The 16054-nt window shown below is 68.0% G+C and carries 14 protein-coding genes; 12 read left to right on the top strand and 2 right to left on the bottom strand.

All coding sequences use genetic code 11. The features are described 5' to 3' along the window. Window positions 1–40: 40 nt before the first annotated feature. Window positions 41–487: a type II secretion system protein N gene (locus tag SB816_RS15175; protein ID WP_054504127.1), complete on the bottom strand. Its 447-nt coding sequence runs from the start codon at window positions 485–487 to the stop codon at window positions 41–43. Window positions 488–750: 263 nt separating this feature from the next. On the opposite strand from SB816_RS15175, the gene SB816_RS15170 reads away from it, so the two are divergent. Genes SB816_RS15170 through SB816_RS15160 form a run of 3 tightly spaced genes read left to right on the top strand, consistent with a single transcriptional unit; the run spans window position 751 to window position 5137 of the window. After that, on the top strand, window positions 751–2739 hold the full coding sequence (locus tag SB816_RS15170; RefSeq protein WP_410547231.1) for an alkaline phosphatase family protein: 1989 nt from the start codon (window positions 751–753) through the stop codon (window positions 2737–2739). Between the two features lie 21 nt (window positions 2740–2760). Next, a complete protein-coding gene (locus SB816_RS15165; protein WP_343719141.1) occupies window positions 2761–2925 on the top strand; it encodes a hypothetical protein in 165 nt (54 codons plus the stop codon). A 37-nt stretch (window positions 2926–2962) separates the two neighbouring features. After that, a complete protein-coding gene (locus tag SB816_RS15160) occupies window positions 2963–5137 on the top strand; it encodes a phosphocholine-specific phospholipase C (RefSeq protein ID WP_395757648.1) in 2175 nt (724 codons plus the stop codon). Between the two features lie 105 nt (window positions 5138–5242). Here SB816_RS15160 and SB816_RS15155 read toward each other — a convergent pair whose 3' ends face one another. Next, window positions 5243–6145, bottom strand: a complete 903-nt coding sequence (locus SB816_RS15155; RefSeq protein ID WP_054504129.1) for a LysR family transcriptional regulator — start codon at window positions 6143–6145, stop codon at window positions 5243–5245. A 105-nt stretch (window positions 6146–6250) separates the two neighbouring features. Here SB816_RS15155 and ggt point away from each other — a divergent pair, with 105 nt between their 5' ends. The 9 genes from ggt to SB816_RS15110 all read left to right on the top strand — a co-directional run bounded on the left by ggt (window position 6251) and on the right by SB816_RS15110 (window position 16042). Further along, window positions 6251–7879 carry a gamma-glutamyltransferase gene (gene ggt / locus SB816_RS15150; RefSeq protein ID WP_410547230.1) on the top strand — a complete coding sequence of 543 codons (1629 nt, stop codon included), beginning with the start codon at window positions 6251–6253 and terminating at the stop codon, window positions 7877–7879. 60 nt (window positions 7880–7939) lie between these two features. Then, on the top strand, window positions 7940–9454 hold the full coding sequence (locus SB816_RS15145; RefSeq protein WP_054504131.1) for an ABC transporter substrate-binding protein: 1515 nt from the start codon (window positions 7940–7942) through the stop codon (window positions 9452–9454). 75 nt (window positions 9455–9529) lie between these two features. Continuing rightward, window positions 9530–10474 carry an ABC transporter permease gene (locus tag SB816_RS15140; protein ID WP_116793295.1) on the top strand — a complete coding sequence of 315 codons (945 nt, stop codon included), beginning with the start codon at window positions 9530–9532 and terminating at the stop codon, window positions 10472–10474. Continuing rightward, window positions 10471–11349 carry an ABC transporter permease gene (locus SB816_RS15135; protein WP_054504133.1) on the top strand — a complete coding sequence of 293 codons (879 nt, stop codon included), beginning with the start codon at window positions 10471–10473 and terminating at the stop codon, window positions 11347–11349. The genes SB816_RS15140 and SB816_RS15135 overlap by 4 nt, the downstream gene beginning before the upstream one ends. A 14-nt stretch (window positions 11350–11363) precedes the next feature. Continuing rightward, on the top strand, window positions 11364–13223 hold the full coding sequence (locus SB816_RS15130; protein ID WP_116793293.1) for a dipeptide ABC transporter ATP-binding protein: 1860 nt from the start codon (window positions 11364–11366) through the stop codon (window positions 13221–13223). A 125-nt stretch (window positions 13224–13348) separates the two neighbouring features. Further along, window positions 13349–13885, top strand: a complete 537-nt coding sequence (locus tag SB816_RS15125) for a YaeQ family protein (RefSeq protein ID WP_410547229.1) — start codon at window positions 13349–13351, stop codon at window positions 13883–13885. 31 nt (window positions 13886–13916) lie between these two features. Continuing rightward, window positions 13917–14498: a hypothetical protein gene (locus SB816_RS15120; RefSeq protein ID WP_410547228.1), complete on the top strand. Its 582-nt coding sequence runs from the start codon at window positions 13917–13919 to the stop codon at window positions 14496–14498. A gap of 120 nt (window positions 14499–14618) precedes the next feature. Then, window positions 14619–15218 carry a TetR/AcrR family transcriptional regulator gene (locus tag SB816_RS15115; protein ID WP_054504136.1) on the top strand — a complete coding sequence of 200 codons (600 nt, stop codon included), beginning with the start codon at window positions 14619–14621 and terminating at the stop codon, window positions 15216–15218. A 125-nt stretch (window positions 15219–15343) separates the two neighbouring features. Continuing rightward, the gene (locus SB816_RS15110) at window positions 15344–16042 is read left to right on the top strand and encodes an SDR family oxidoreductase (RefSeq protein WP_064525525.1); all 699 of its coding nucleotides are present in this window, start codon (window positions 15344–15346) and stop codon (window positions 16040–16042) included. The last annotated feature ends 12 nt before the right edge of the window (window positions 16043–16054 follow it).

The raw sequence follows: 16054 nt of genomic DNA, 5'->3' as shown, positions 1-16054 counted from the left end.
TTGTGGACATGAAATATGACAGCAATATGAGGCGCGGGGATCACTTGGCGGCGCGGGTGATGCCGCCTTCCGGCGCCGGCGAGGCGGGCGCGGCCAGCCGGCTGGGCCGGCCGCCTTGCTCGACCGTGACGGCGTCGGCGCCGACCTCCTTGAGCACGATGCCCGGCGCGACTTCGTCGCCGACGCGCCAGGCCGCGGGCGGGCCGCCGTCGACGCTGAACACCGCGGCGCCGTCGGCGCCGGCGGCGATCACGCCGAGCACGCTGATCTGCGTGCGCAGCACTTCATCGCGGCCGAACCACAGCGCCACCGGCATGTTGTCGGCGGCGCGCGGGGGCGGCGCGGATACGGCGGCGGGCAGGGCGGGGGGCTTGGGCGCGAGCAGCACCGCGCCCCAGGCACCCAGCCCGGCGGCCAATGCCAGCATGGCAACGACACGGCAGACGGCGGGAGCCGCGGGCGGGGACAGGCGCAGGGACAAAGGCATCAATGAAACGGCGGAAAGAGGATTGGCGCGCAAGCGCCACGATGCGCCCGACTCTAACAGCCGATCGTGACAAGTCCGCGAAAGCGCGTGGGCCGCCTGCAGGGGACCGGCTGGCTGGTCCCCTGGCTTTGTTGCCGTCTGTATCGCACTGGGAAAAAAAGCTGATCCGTCGATCAACGATTCCTTTCTTTGCTTCATCGGTCGTTCACCTTGCGACGCCACTATGTGGGCCACTCACAAAGCGGGTTTGGAAAGGGAAAGACATGCAGGTATCGAATTGGAAGCGCTGGGGCGTCGCGTTGGCGACCCTGGGCGCGTTGGCCGGTTGCGGCGGCGACAAGAGCGACGACGACACGCCGGCGCCGGCCGCGCAGGCGGGCGGCGGCTCGGCCGCCAAGGTGTTGTTCATCGGCGTGGACGGCCTGACCTATGACGCCTATCGCCAGGGCGCGGCGGACAAATCCCTGCCCAACCTGGCGCAATTGACGGCGACCCGGTCGTGGACCGGCGGCGTCACCGGCGCGGTCACGCAACAGCCGACGCTGTCGGCGCCCGGCTGGGCCACGCTGCTGACCGGCCAGTGGGCGGACCAGCATGGCGTGCGCAGCAACGCGCTGGGCCAGGCGCCCAAGACCCCGACGCTGTTCCAGCGCGTGCGGACGGCCAAGCCCGCCGCGCGCACCGCGGCGGCATTCAACTCGTCGCTGCTGGCCAGCCTGACGGGCAATGACCGCGACGCGGGTTTCCTGCAGAGCCTGACGGACTGCGGCGGCGTCGACGATTGCGTCGCCAGCCAGGCGCGCGACCGCATCACCGAAGGGTATGACGTGGTGCTGGCGCAGTTCGGCGCGGCCGAGCGCGCCGCCGCGAGCGGCGGTTTCGGCGCCGGCTACCAGGCGATCCTGCGCCAGACCGACGCCGCCATCGGCGCGCTGCTGGCGCAGGTGGCCGATCGCCGCAATACCCATCCGGACGAGAACTGGCTCGTGGTGGTGGCCTCCAGCCATGGCCTGGATCGCACCGGCGGCAGCGACGGCCTGCCGCTGTCGCTTAACAAGACCACGCTGCTGGCCATGAACCGCCCGCAGATGCTGGGCGGCAGCGCCGACGACGCCTCGTTCGACGGCGCCTGGAATATCGCCTGGTACGGTCTGCCCAGCGGCGCCGACGCCGCGCCGACCATCCTGGCGCACCTGGGCGCGTCGCCCGCGGCCGGCCAGTACGACCTGGCGGGCGCCTCGCTGTTCGAGCCGGTGGCGCTGCGCCGCGCGACCAGCCGCACGTCAATGGACAACAAGAGCGTGGCGCTGAACTGGACGCGCGTCGGCACGCCCACCGGCGAGATCGTGATCACCCGCGACGGCACGGAAATCGCGCGCCTGCCGGGCACCGCCACCGACTACGCCGATACGGGCTTCACCTTCACCACCGAAGGGCTGCATGAACTGAACTACGCCATCTCGGTTGGCAACGCTGTGACGGCGGTGCGCGCCACCGTGGTCTACACGGCGCCGGTGCCGTTGCTGCCGTCGCTGCGCACCGGCCTGGCGATGCTGTTCCCGTTCGAGGGCAACCTGACCGACAAGGCCGCCGGCGGCGGCGCCATCACTCCCTACGACGGCGTCCAGGCGCCGGCGTTCAGCGACCGCGGGGTGTTCGGCAAGATGTTCCAGAACCAGCGCTCGGGCGATCCGACCGGCGCCTTCAAGCTGGACTATCCGGCGGGCCTGCTCGACAGCGTCCAGGCGTTCACCATCGGCTTCTGGTACCAGTCCGATGGCACCGCCAACGACCGCTCCATCCTGGGCAACAAGGACTACAACTCCGGCGGCAACCCCGGCATCACCATCGCCCAGTGGGCTGGCCCCGAGCTGCGCTTCAACCTGGCCGGCGGCAGCCGCGTCGACATCAACGGCGTGAAGTTCACGGCCAACAAACCGGTCTACGTGGCGATGGTCATCGACAAGACCGCCAAGACCATGGCCGCCTATGTCTACGACACGGAAATGGGCTGGTTCAGCCGCTCGATTTCCACCGGCGCCGTCAACTTCGCCCAGATCGCCGGGGTGTTCGGCCCGCACCTGGGCCTGAACGAAGACGGCAAGGGGACCTACGGCGTGTGCTGCGCCGGCACCAAGGGCCCCTACACCATGTATTTCGACGACCTGGCCTTCTGGTCGCGCGCCCTGACCGAAACCGAGGTCAAGTCGCTGGCCATGTCCGGCAAATCGGTTTCCGAATTGTTCCCCTGATGTCCCGAGGATAGACACGACATGAATACCGCTTCCCCGATCCTGCGCGCCTTCCTGCGCCTGGGCGCCATGCTGATGCTGGCCGCCACCTTGACCGCCTGCGGCGGCGACAAGGACGACGACACCGGCAGCCAGCCCGACACGCCGACCCAGCCCGCCAAGCCCCTCCTGCGTTGCGCGCCCTGACGCCGCGCCATTTTTCAGCATTCAAGGAAACGCATCCGTGACGTCCCATAAAGAACCGATCCACGCCGGCAAGCGCCGCTTCCTGCGCAACGCCGCCGCTTCCGGCGCCGGCCTGACCGCCTTGTCGATGTTCCCGCCGGCCATCCGCCGGGCGCTCGCCATTCCCGCCAACAACCGCACCGGCACGATCAATGACGTCGAGCACGTGGTCATCCTGATGCAGGAGAACCGCTCGTTCGACATGTACTTCGGCTCGTTCAAGGGCGTGCGCGGCTTCGGCGACCGCATCACGGTGCCGCTGCCCCAGAACCGCTCGGTCTGGGAACAGACCAACGGCACCCGCGTAGTGCTGCCGTATCACCTGGACAGCACCAAAGGCAACGCCCAGCGCGTGTCAGGCACCCCGCACGACTATCTCGACGCCCAGAACGCCTGGGACGGCGGCCGCCTGTACCAATGGCCGCGCTACAAGCAGAACCAGTCGATGGGCTACTACACGCGACAGGAACTGGCGTTCCAGTATGCGTTGGCCGAGGCCTTCACGCTGTGCGACGCGTACCACTGTTCCTCGCACGGCGGCACCAACACCAATCGCCTGTTCCATTGGACCGGAACCAACGATCCGCTGGCGCAGGGCAACGGCCCCTCGACCCGCAACCAATGGGACGACCTGGGCCCGTCGACGATCGGCTGGACCTGGAAGACGTATCCCGAGCGCCTGCAGGAAGCGGGCGTGAGCTGGAAGGTCTACCAGAACCTGCCGGACAATTTCACCGACAATCCGTTGGCCGGCTTCCGCCAGTTCCGCAAGGCCTATGAGCTGGCCGGCAATGATCCCAATGTCGACCCCAATCCGCCGGCCTGGACGCCGGCATCCGAGGCCGCCAACCCGTTGTACAAAGGCACGGCCAACACCATGCCCGATGGCGGCTTCCTGCAGGCGTTGCGCGACGACGTGGCCAACGGCGCGCTGCCGCAGGTGTCGTGGATCGTGGCGCCCGCGGCCTATTCCGAGCACCCCGGCCCGTCGAGCCCGGTGCAGGGCGCCTGGTACATCCAGGAGACGCTCAACGCCCTGACGGCCAATCCGGACGTCTGGAGCAAGACCGTGCTGCTGGTCAACTTCGACGAGAACGACGGCTTCTTCGACCATGTGCCGTCGCCGGCCGCGCCGTCGCTCAATCCGGACGGTTCGATGGCGGGCGCCTCGACCATCAACACCGACCTGGAGCGCCACGTCAAACCGTCGCTGCAGGACGCGGCCGACAACCGAGTGTACGGTCCCGGTCCGCGCGTGCCGATGTACGTCGTCTCGCCCTGGAGCCGCGGCGGCTGGGTCAACTCGCAGGCCTTCGACCATACCTCGGTGCTGCGTTTCCTGGAGGCGCGTTTCGGCGTGGCCGAAAAGAACATCAGCGCCTACCGCCGCGCGGTGCTGGGCGACCTGACCTCGGCCTTCAACTTCGCCACGCCCAACAATGAGCAACTGCCCGACCTGACGCTGCTGACCAAGGCCCAGGCCGACCAGACCCGCGCCGATCAGCAGGCCCTGGCGCAGGTGCCGCTGCCGGACACCAGTACCCAGGTCAAGCCTAAGCAGGAAACCGGCGTGCGCTATTCGCGCGCGCTGCCCTACGAACTGCACACCAGCGGCCGCGCCCAGCCCGGCACCAGCGCCATGTGGCTGGTGTTCGCCAACACCGGCAGCGCGGCCGCGGTGTTCCACGTCTATGACCGCCTGCACCTGGATCGGCTGCCGCGCCGCTACGCGGTCGAGCCGGGCAAGCAATTGGAAGGTAGCTGGGACGCCGCCGCGGACGGCGGCAAGTACGACCTGTGGGTGATGGGCCCGAACGGCTACCTGCGCCATTTCGCCGGCGACCTGGCGCTGGCCCGCACCGAGCAGTTGGACGCGGAAATCCGTGTCTGCTACGACATCGCCAACGGCGACGTCTATACCAGCTTCATCAACAACGGCAAGAAGGCCTGCACCTTCGTCATCACGCCCAATGCCTACTACACCAACAACGAGAAGTGGACGTTGACGGTGCCGGCGGGCAGCCAGGTCGAGCAGTCGTGGTCGCTCAAGGCGAGCGGCGCCTGGTTCGACTTCACCGCGCGCCTGAACGAGGATCCGGCCTATCTCCGCCGCTTCGCCGGCCGGGTGGAGACGGGCAAGCCGTCGGTCACCGATCCGGCGATGGGCCTGTAAGCGCGCCCCCCCGCGGCGGGCCGGCAGCGGCCGCGCCGGGCGCAATGCCGCGCCTCGCTCCCGCCCGGGGCGCGAGGCGGGGCGTGCTTGCGTGCGGCGCGCCGGTTACGGGATGGCCTGCGGCTCGCGCGCCCGGAATGCGGCGGCGCATGCCTCGCAGATGGCCGTGGTGATGCCCTGGCGGGCATGCTCGCGCCGCTCCAGCATGCCGATGGCGCGGGCCGACGGCCCCAGGTCGTCGGGCAACGGCAGGATGCGCAACTGCGGGCTGTCGCGCCAATTCGAGCCGTTGATGAGCGGCAGCAGCGTCACCCCGACCTCCTGGCGCACCAGTTCGATCAGAGTCTCGATCGCGTTCAGTTCCAGGAATTCGTCCAGCGGCACCGCCAGGCGCCGCAGCAGGCGGTCGATCTGCAGCCCGGTGCGCTGGGTGCGATCAAAGCGCAGGAAGGGGTTGCCCGCCAGCACCTGGCGCGCGTCGTGGCCGGCGGCCGAGGGCGGGGCGATCACCACCAGCGGTTCTTCATACAGCGGGGTCCAGCGGGTGCTGGCCATCTTGCGGCCGGCCTCCACCAGGAAGGCCGCGTCCAGTTCGCCGTCCTCGACCTTGCCGGCCAGTTCGCTGGCCTTGCCCGACAGGATGCGCACGTCCAGCCTCGGGTGCGACTTCTTCATGCCCGACACCACCTTGGACAGCGTGCCCATGCAGGAGACGATGCTGCCCACCGAGACCGACCCCGCCAGTTCGCCCGGCACGGTGCGCGGCAGCCGCATGCGGTCGTATAAATCCAGCAAGTGCTTGATTTCCGGCAGCAATTCCCGGCCCGCCGCATTCAGGATGGCCAGCCGGCCGCTGCGGTCGAACAGCTCGCGCCCCAGTTCGGCCTCCAGCGAGCGCATCTGGAAGCTGACGGCAGCCTGCGTGAGGGCCACCTGCTCGGCCGCTTCGGAGAAGGATCCATGGTGGGCGACGGCCAGAAAGGTGCGCAGGAAACGGATGGTGCTCATGGGGTCAATTCACAAAAATTTCTTTTATTACTGAACAAAAAATCAAATTGATTTAATTAGATCACGGGAGTACCTTCGCCTGCTTACCTCTATGAGACAGGCGCCATGAAATCCTTCGACTGGGTCAACCCGTATCCCTCCATCCGTATCCCGCTGTTCGCGCGTAACGTGGTGTCCACGTCGCACCCCCTGGCGGCCCAGGCTGGCCTGCGCATGCTGCTCAAGGGCGGCAACGCGGTCGACGCCGCCATCGCCGCCGCCGCCACCATCGTGCTGGTCGAGCCGGTCTCCTGCGGCCTGGGGGGCGACTGCTTTGCCATCGTCTGGGACGGCAAGGAACTGCATGGCCTGAATTCCTCGGGCGTGGCCCCCGCCGCGTGGAATGTCGAATACTTCAAGCGCAAGTACGGCGTCGGCGCCGACGGCCTGGCGATCCAGCCCAAGCGCGGCTGGGACGCGGTCACGGTGCCGGGCGTGGTGGCCGGCTGGTCCGCGCTGCACGAAAAGCTCGGCAAGCTGCCGTTCGAGCAACTGTTCGAACCGGCCATCGAGATCGCCGAGCGTGGCTATGCCGTGCCGCCGGTGGTGGCGCACAAGTGGGCCGCCGCCGCCAATGAACTGAGCAACCAGCCGGGCTACGCCCAGGCCTTCATGCCCGAGGGCCGCGCGCCCAAGGTCGGCGAGCACTTCCGCTTTCCGGACGCGGCCAACACGCTGCGCCGCATCGCCGCCTCCAAGGGCCGCGATTTCTACGAAGGCGAGCTGGCCGAGCGCATCGCCGCCTTCAGCCAGGAATGCGGCGCCGCCATGACGCTGGAAGACCTGCGCGCCTACCGCCCGGAATGGGTCAAGCCGATCTCCCGTTCCTACCGCGGCTACGAGCTGCATGAGATCCCGCCGAACGGACAGGGCATCGCCGCCTTGATCGCCCTGGGCATCGTCGAACGCTTCAACATTGCCGACATGCCGGTCGACTCGGTGCAGTCGCAGCACCTGCAGATCGAGGCCATGAAGCTGGCCTTCGCCGACCTCTACAAGTACGTGGCCGACCCGCGCTCGATGGAAGTCACGCCCGAGCAGATGCTGTCGGACGACTACCTGGGCAGCCGCGCCAAGCTGATCCGCCTGGACGGCGCCACCCATTTCGGCGCGGGCCGCCCGGCCGCCGGCGGCACCGTCTACCTGACCGCCGCCGACGAGAACGGCATGATGATCTCGTTCATCCAGTCCAACTACATGGGTTTCGGCTCGGGCGTGGTGGTGCCGGGCACGGGCATCAGCCTGCAGAACCGCGGCGTCGGCTTCTCGATGGATCCCAAGTCGGCCAACGTGGTCGAGGGCGGCAAGCGGCCGTTCCACACAATCATCCCGGGTTTCCTGACGCGCGGCGGCAAGCCGGTCATGAGCTTCGGCGTGATGGGCGGCGACATGCAGCCGCAGGGCCACCTGCAGACCGTGATCCGCATGGTCGACTACCACCAGAACCCGCAGGCCGCCTGCTGCGCGCCGCGCTGGAAGGTCAACCGCGATTTCACGCTGGATATCGAGACCAATATGAAGGCTTCCACTATTGCGGGCCTGAAAGACCTCGGGCATGCTTTGAAATCCGTGGACGATCCGTACATGGACTTCGGCGCCGGCCAATTCATCTGGCGCATGTCCGAAAGCGACAACGAGCTTGGCTACGTCGCCGCCAGCGACAGCCGCCGCGACGGCCAGGCCGTGGGCTTCTGATACGCGCCTTGCCGCCTGGCATCGCAGCCAGGCATTGCAGCCACAAGGGGAATAAACACAATGAAACGCTTGACCATGACCTTCGGCGCCAGCGTGCTGGCGCTGGCCGCCGGCGCCGCCTGCGCGCAGAACATCCGCATCGGCCTGCAGGAAGATCCGGACGTGCTGGACCCGCACCGCGCCCGCACCTACGTCGGCCGCATCGTCTTCACCTCGCTGTGCGACAAGCTGGTGGACATCGATCCCAAGCTGCACTTCGTGCCGCAACTGGCCACCTCGTGGTCGTTCAGCCCGGACAACAAGGTGCTTACCTTCAAGCTGCGCGAAGACGCGCTGTTCCATGACGGCAGCAAGTTCGACGCCGCCGCCGCCAAGGCCAACCTGGAACGCGCCATGACGCTGCCCGACAGCCTGCGCAAGGGCGAGCTGGCCTCGGTCGAGAAAGTCGAGGCGCCCGACGCCAGCACCCTGGTGCTGACCCTCAAGCAGCCCGACGCCACGCTGCTGGCGCAACTGTCCGACCGCGCCGGCATGATGCTGTCGCCCAAGTCGTTCGCCGACGCCGACGTGGCCGCGGTCGGCCGCAAGCCGATCTGCTCGGGTCCGTACAAGTTCGTCGAGCGCATCCAGAACGACCGCGTCGTGCTGGAGAAATTCGACCAGTACTACGACGCCAAGGACTACGCCTTCAAGCGCATCACCTTCCTGCCGATCCCCGATACCACCGTGCGCCTGTCGAACCTGCGCGCCGGCGACCTGGACCTGCTCGAGCGCCTGAACCCGTCCGACGCGCCGCAGGTCAAGAACGATGCCAGCCTGACCTTCGCGCCGGTGGCCGGCCTGGGCTTCCAGCAGTTCATGTTCAACGTCGCCAACGGCAAGCGCGCCGAGGACAATCCGTTCAAGAACAAGCTGGTGCGCCAGGCGTTCCAGCTCGCCATCGACCGCAACGCCATCAACGAAGTGGCCGGCGGCGGCATCTTCGAACCGGCGCAGCAGCCGTTCCCGCCCGCCAGCCCCTACCACAGCGACAAGTTCCCCGTGACCAAGCGCGACGTGGCCAAGGCCCGCGCGCTGCTCAAGCAGGCCGGCTTCGACCGCGTCAAGGCCGAGGTCATGTTCGGCAACAACACCACCACCTCGTCGGTGGCCGAGATGGTGCAGGCCATGGCTTCCGAGGCCGGCTTCGACCTGTCGCTGCGGCCCACCGAGTACGCCGCCCTGCAGAAGGAATCGGCCGGCGGCAACTTCCAGGTGGTGATGCTGGGCTGGTCGGGACGGGTCGATCCGGACGGCAACATCCATAGCTTCGTGACCTGCAAGGGCGCGCTCAACGACGGCCACTATTGCAACCCGGAAGTCGACAAGCTGCTCAACGAGGCCCGCACGGTGCCGGATGAAACCAAGCGCCGCGCCATCTACGACCAGGCGCAGACGATCATCCAGGACGAACTGCCCGGCGTGTACAACTACTACCAGCCGTGGCCGTTCGCGCTGGCCAAGAAGGTCAAGGGCTTCGTGCCTTACCCGGACGGCATGATCCGCCTGAAGGGCGTGACGTTCGCCCAGAAGTAAACCGGTGCGCGGCGGTTCGCCGCCGCGCCCGCCGGCCACGCGCGCGTGGCCTTTTGTTTTCTACGGTTTTTCCCCATGCTTAAACTCATCTTGCGCCGCATGATCGTCGCGATACCGACCCTGATACTGGTGTCGATGATCGTCTTCATGCTGCAGAAAATCCTGCCCGGCGATCCGGTGCTGACCCTGGCCGGCGAAGAGCGCGATCCCGCCGTGCTGGATTATCTGCGCGACAAATACCGTCTCAACGATCCGCTGCCGATGCAGTACGCCGCCTGGGCCGGGCAGGTGCTGCAAGGCGACCTGGGCAAGTCGCTGCGCACCGACGTGCCGGTGACCACGCTGATCGCCCAGAAGCTGCCGGTGACCCTGCAACTGGCGGCGATGGCCATGTTCTTCGCGCTGCTGGTGGGCATCCCCATGGGCATCGTGGCCGCCGTGCGCAAGGGCAGGCCGGTCGAGATGGGGGCCAACATCGCCGCGCTGTCAGGCATGTCGATTCCCAATTTCTGGCTCGGCATCATCCTCATCATGGTGGTGTCGGTGCAATGGAAGCTGCTGCCGGCCTCGGGCTACGTGTCGCCGGCCGAGGACTTCTGGCTGTCGATCAAGACCATGCTGATGCCGTCGCTGGTGCTGTCCACCGCGATTGCCGCCTATCTCATGCGCCACACCCGGTCGGCCATGCTCGAGGCGCTGTCGGCCGATTACGTGCGCACCGCCCGCGCCAAGGGCGTATCGCCGCGCCGCGTGGTGCTGCGGCACGCGCTGCGCAATGCGCTGATGCCGATCGTCACCCTGGTGACGCTGTTGTTCGGCGAATTGCTGGCGGGCGCGGTGCTGACCGAACAGGTCTTCACCATTCCGGGCTTCGGCAAGCTGGTGGTCGACGCGGTCTTCACGCGCGACTACGCGGTGGTGCAGGGCGTGGTGCTCTGCGTCGCGGTGGGTTTCATCCTGATGAACCTGCTGGCCGACATCCTCTACATCCTGGTCAATCCCCGCCTGAGGCACGCATGAGCGCCATTCCCGCAACGGCCGCTGCCGTCACGCCGCCCCGCAGCCGCAACCGCGCCTGGGGCAAGTTCAAACGCAATCACGTCGCCATGCTGGGCCTGGGGATCGTGCTGTTCTTCGTGCTGCTGGCGCTGCTGGCGCCGCTGATCGCCAATCACGACCCGTTCCAGACCAGCTTCACCACCATCCGCAAGGCGCCGTCGGCGTCCTACTGGCTGGGCACCGACGAGCTCGGCCGCGATATCTTCAGCCGCATGGTTTATGGCGCGCGCGCCTCGCTCATGGCCGGCCTGGTGTCGGTGCTGATCGCGCTGGTGGTGGGCGTGCCGTTCGGCCTGGCCGCCGGTTATTTCGGCGGCTGGACCGATAGCTGCATCTCGCGCGCCACCGAGGCGCTGCTGGCGATCCCGTTCCTGATCCTGGCCATCGCGCTGGCCGCCTTCCTCGGCCCGAGCCTGACCAACGCCATGATCGCCATCGGCGTGTCGGCCGCGCCCAAGTTCATCCGGCTCACGCGCGGGCAGGTGCTGGCCGTCAAGAGCGAGGACTACGTGCAGAGCGCCCGCGCGCTGGGCGCCTCGGACCTGCGCATCATCTGCCGCCACGTGTTCCCGAACGTCATGCCGCCGCTGATCGTGCAGGCCACCATCACCATCGCCACGGCCATCATCGCCGAGGCCAGCCTGTCGTTCCTGGGCCTGGGCCTGCAGCCGCCGAATCCGTCTTGGGGCTCGATGCTGAACACCGCCAAGAACTTCATGACCCAGGCGCCCTGGATGTCGATCTTCCCCGGATCGGCCATTTTCCTGGTGGTGCTGGGCTTCAATCTGCTGGGCGACGGGCTGCGCGACGCGCTGGATCCCCGTCAGGACAAGTAATCATCATGGCAACCATGGATCCCAAACGCGTCGTCCAGGTCAACGACCTGACCGTGCGCTTCAAAACCCCCGAGCGCGTCGTCGAAGCGGTGCGCAACGTGTCATTCCACGTCGACCGCGGCGAAACCCTGGCGATCGTGGGCGAGTCCGGCTCGGGCAAATCGGTCACCTCGCTGGCGCTGATGCGCCTGGTGGAGTACGGCGGCGGCCGCATCGTCAACGGCGGCATGCTGCTGCGCCGGCGCAACGGCGACGTGCTGGACCTGGTCAATGCGCCCGACAGCACGCTGCAGCGCGTGCGCGGCGCCGACGTGGCGATGATCTTCCAGGAGCCGATGACCTCGCTCAACCCCAGCTTCACGGCCGGCAACCAGATCGCCGAGGCCCTGCAACTGCACCAGGGGCTGGACGCGGCCGCGGCGCGCGCCGAAACGCTGCGCATGCTGGAGCGGGTGCGCATCCCGGAAGCCCGCGCCATTCTCGACCGCTATCCGCACCAGTTGTCCGGCGGCATGCGCCAGCGCGTCATGATCGCCATGGCGCTGTCCTGCAAGCCGCAACTGCTGATCGCCGACGAACCGACCACGGCGCTGGACGTCACCATCCAGGCCCAGATCCTGCAACTGATCCGCCAGTTGCAGGAAGAAATGGACATGGGCGTCATCTTCATCACCCACGACATGGGCGTGGTGGCCGAAGTGGCCGACCGGGTGCTGGTGATGTATCGCGGCGACAAGGTCGAGGAGGGCGGTTCCGACGACGTCTTCGCGCGGCCGCAACATGCCTACACCCGCGCCTTGCTGTCGGCCGTGCCGCGCCTGGGCGCCATGCATGGCACCGACGAACCGGCGCCGTTCCCGCTGCTCAAGGTCGAGGACGCCGCGCGCCAGGCCGCGCCCGCCGAGCCGGCCATGGCGGCGCCGTCCACCGTGCGCCGCGAGAACGGCCCGGTGCTGAAGGTGCGCGACCTGACCACCACCTTCGACATCACCGGCGGCATTCTCGGCCGCGTGCAAAAGCGCGTCCACGCCGTGGAGAAGGTCAGCTTCGACCTGTATCCCGGCGAGACGCTGTCCCTGGTGGGCGAGTCCGGCTGCGGCAAGACCACCACCGGCCGCTCGCTGCTGCAACTGGTCAAGAGCCGCGGCGGCTCGATCGAATTCGACGGCCAGAACATCGGCGCGCTGCGCGGCAGCGCCATGCAGACGCTGCGCCGGCACATCCAGTTCATCTTCCAGGATCCGTTCGCCTCGCTCGATCCGCGCATGACGGTCGGCTACTCCATCATGGAGCCGCTGCTGATCCACCGCGTCGCCAGCGGCGCGAAGGCCGAGGAACGGGTGCGCTGGCTGATGGACAAGTGCGGCCTCGTGCCCGAGATGATCGACCGTTATCCGCACGAGTTCTCGGGCGGGCAGCGCCAGCGCATCTGCATCGCGCGCGCCCTGGCGCTGAACCCCAAGGTGGTGATCGCCGACGAATCGGTGTCGGCCCTGGACGTGTCGATCCAGGCGCAGATCGTCAACCTGCTGCTCGACCTGCAGCGCGAGCTGGGCGTGTCGTTCCTGTTCATCTCGCACGACATGGCGGTGGTCGAGCGGGTCAGCCACCGCGTCGCGGTGATGTACCTGGGCCAGATCGTCGAGATCGGCCCGCGCCGCGCCATCTTCGAGAACCCGCAGCATCCCTACACGAAGAAGCTGATGGCGGCGGTGCCGATCGCCGATCCGCAGCGCCGCCACCGCGAGCGCTCGCTGCTGGTCGACGAAATCCCCAGCCCGATGCGCAAGCTGGGCGACGATCCCCTGGTGGAGCCGCTGGTGCGGGTCGGGGAAGGGCACTACGTCGCGCGTCATTCCGTCGGCGTGTACTGAGCCGTGGCGGGGGCGCCTGCCGGCAAAGCGGCGGGCCCTCGCCGCGGGCCGCGCGGGCCGGCCGCGCCGCAGGCGGTATCATGGCGGCCTTCAGTCATTCGCCCCATTCAACGGATTTTCTCGCCATGGCCCTGCGCGCCACTATCTACAAGGCCGACCTCAACGTGGCCGACACCGATCGGCACTACTACGGCAGCCACGCGCTGACGGTCGCCCGCCATCCCTCCGAAACCGACGAGCGCATGATGGTGCGCCTGGTGGCCTACGCGCTGCAGGCCCAGGAAGAGCTGTCCTTCACCAAGGGGCTGAGCGACACCGACGAGCCGGACCTGTGGGTCAAGGACCTGACCGGCGCCATCACCCAGTGGATCGAGGTCGGGCAGCCCGAAGAGCGCCGCATCCTGCGCGCCTGCGGCCGCGCCGAGCAGGTCATCGTCTACTGCTACGGCGGCTCGGCCAGCAGGATCTGGTGGGACGGCGTGCGCAACAAGCTGGAACGCACCCGCAACCTGAAGGTCATCAACCTGCCGTCCGAGCAGACGCGCGCGCTGGCCAATCTGGCCGAACGCACCATGCAGTTGAATGCCAATATCTCGGACGGCGTGGTGTATTTCTCGGCCGACAAGGGCGAAGTCAGCATCGAACCCGAAGTCTGGCGCTGATACCGCCAGGCCCTTTCCTGGAGGCGTAGGGATGAGGAAGACCCGAACATTGGCATGGGCGGCATTGCCGCTGGTGGTATTTTCGCTGCGGGCGGTCGCGGCGCCGGCCGGGGAGCCGGCCACGGCCGCCACGGACCGCATGCACGTGTTCGCCGGCGGCCAGAAGGTGCTGGTCCCGGCGGGGTGGGAACTGGCGCAGGGGCCGGCGCAGGCTGGCCAGGAAATGATCATGATCGCCAGGCCTGGCGCCACCGCGGCCGACAACCAGACGTGTTCGGTCTCGCTGCGCACCATCGATCCCCCGGAGCCGCTGGGCGAGCAGGATGCCGTCCTGCCCGAAGTCGTCTGGAGCATGATGTATTCCGACCAGCAGGTGAATGTGCTCGAGAACGGGGTGTCGACCCTGGCCGGGCTGCCGGCGCACCAGGCCCTGCTGACCCTCACCCTGGGTGACGACCGCCAGGTGGCGCTGGTGCGGCTGCGGTTGGCGGACGGCTACACCTGGTCCCTCATGTGCTCGTCTGGAGCCTATCACCCGGGCGTCGCCCGGGAGGGGTTCGACCGCACGGCCGGGACGTTCCGCAAGGTGCTGGACAGCTTCAGCGCGCCCTGAGGGGCTTCTCCGCCGCGCCCAGGGAACGTTCCGCGCCCAATCTTGCATCGCAACAAAAAAAGCGTGCAAAGTGTGCGGGGCAGGTTTATATTATGGCCATCATATTTCGGAGTCCCGACCATGGCCGGCCCCGCTTCCCGCAAAGAGATATCCCATGACCGCATCGTGGAAGCGGCCGCGCGCGCCATTCGTCGGGAAGGCTACGCCGGCGTCGGCGTGGCCGACGTCATGAAAGAGGCCGGGCTCACGCACGGCGGCTTCTACGCGCATTTCCCGTCGCGCGATGCCATGCTGGTGGCGGCGATGGAACGCGCCGGCCGGGATGGCGCGGCGCGCATGGCGCAGGGCATGGCGCGGCGCCGCGCCGAAGGCGCCAGCCCGCTGCGGGCCCTGGTCGAAAGCTATCTGTCCGAGAAGCATCTGCTGGGGTGCGAGAGCGGTTGCCCGATTTCGGCGCTCGCCTCGGAGATGCCGCGCCAGTCGCCCGAGGTCCGCGACATCTCGGCCAGCCGGGTGTCCGGCCTGGTCGGCGTGGTGCGGCAGGCGCTGCCGGCCGACGCCGGCCCGCATGCGGCGATGGCGATCACCAGCAACCTGGTCGGCGCCATGCAACTGGCCCGCGCGCTCGGCGACAACGAGCAGGGCCGGGCCATGCTGGCGGCCGCGCGCCAGTCGATCCTGGACCAGTACGACAGCGAGGGCCGTCAAGCCGCCCACTGAACCCCTTTTTCCGGGCCGCCGCGCGCGGCCTTTCTTCACTCCATGAATATGATGATCGTCATATTCATATAACCGGCCGGTGTTTCCGGCCCCCCGCCAGAACGCAGCACCCAAGGAAAGACATCATGCAACTGAAGAACGCCACCGTCCTCATCACCGGCGCCAACCGCGGCATCGGCCTGGCCTTCGCCCGCGAGGCGCTGGCTCGCGGCGCCCGCAAGGTCTACGCCGGCGCGCGCGATCCGGCCAGCGTCACGCTGCCGGGCGTGCAGGCCATCCAGCTCGACGTCACCAGCGACCAGGACGTGGCCGCCGCGGCCGCGCTGGCCAAGGACGTCACGCTGGTCATCAACAATGCCGGCATCGCCGCCATGGGCGGCTTCCTGGCCGAAGGCAGCATCGAATCGGCGCGCCGCCACCTGGAAACCAATCTGCTGGGCTCGCTGCGCGTGGCGCAGGGCTTTGCGCCGGTGCTCGCGGCCAACGGCGGCGGCGCGCTGCTGAACGTGCTGTCGATCGCCAGTTGGATCAACCGGCCGATGCTGGGCGTGTACGGCATGAGCAAGTCGGCCGCCTGGGCCCTGACCAACGGCCTGCGCCACGAACTGCGCGAGCAGGGCACGCAGGTGCTTGGCCTGCACATGGGGTTTGTCGATACCGACCTGACGCGGGGACTGGACGCGCCCAAGAGCACTCCTGACTCGGTGGTGCGCCAGGCCTTCGACGCGCTCGAAGCCGGGGCCGAGGAAGTGCTGGCCGACGACGCCACGCGCCGGGTCAAGCAGGGCCTCGCGGCCGAGCCGCCCGTCTACCTGCAGGCATGAGCCGCGGACGCT

This window comes from Achromobacter sp. SIMBA_011 (genome assembly GCF_046535435.1).
Lineage (GTDB): Bacteria > Pseudomonadota > Gammaproteobacteria > Burkholderiales > Burkholderiaceae_B > Achromobacter > Achromobacter dolens.
The sequence above is the reverse complement of the archived record's forward strand: the minus strand, read 5'-3'. Positions and strand labels throughout refer to the sequence as shown.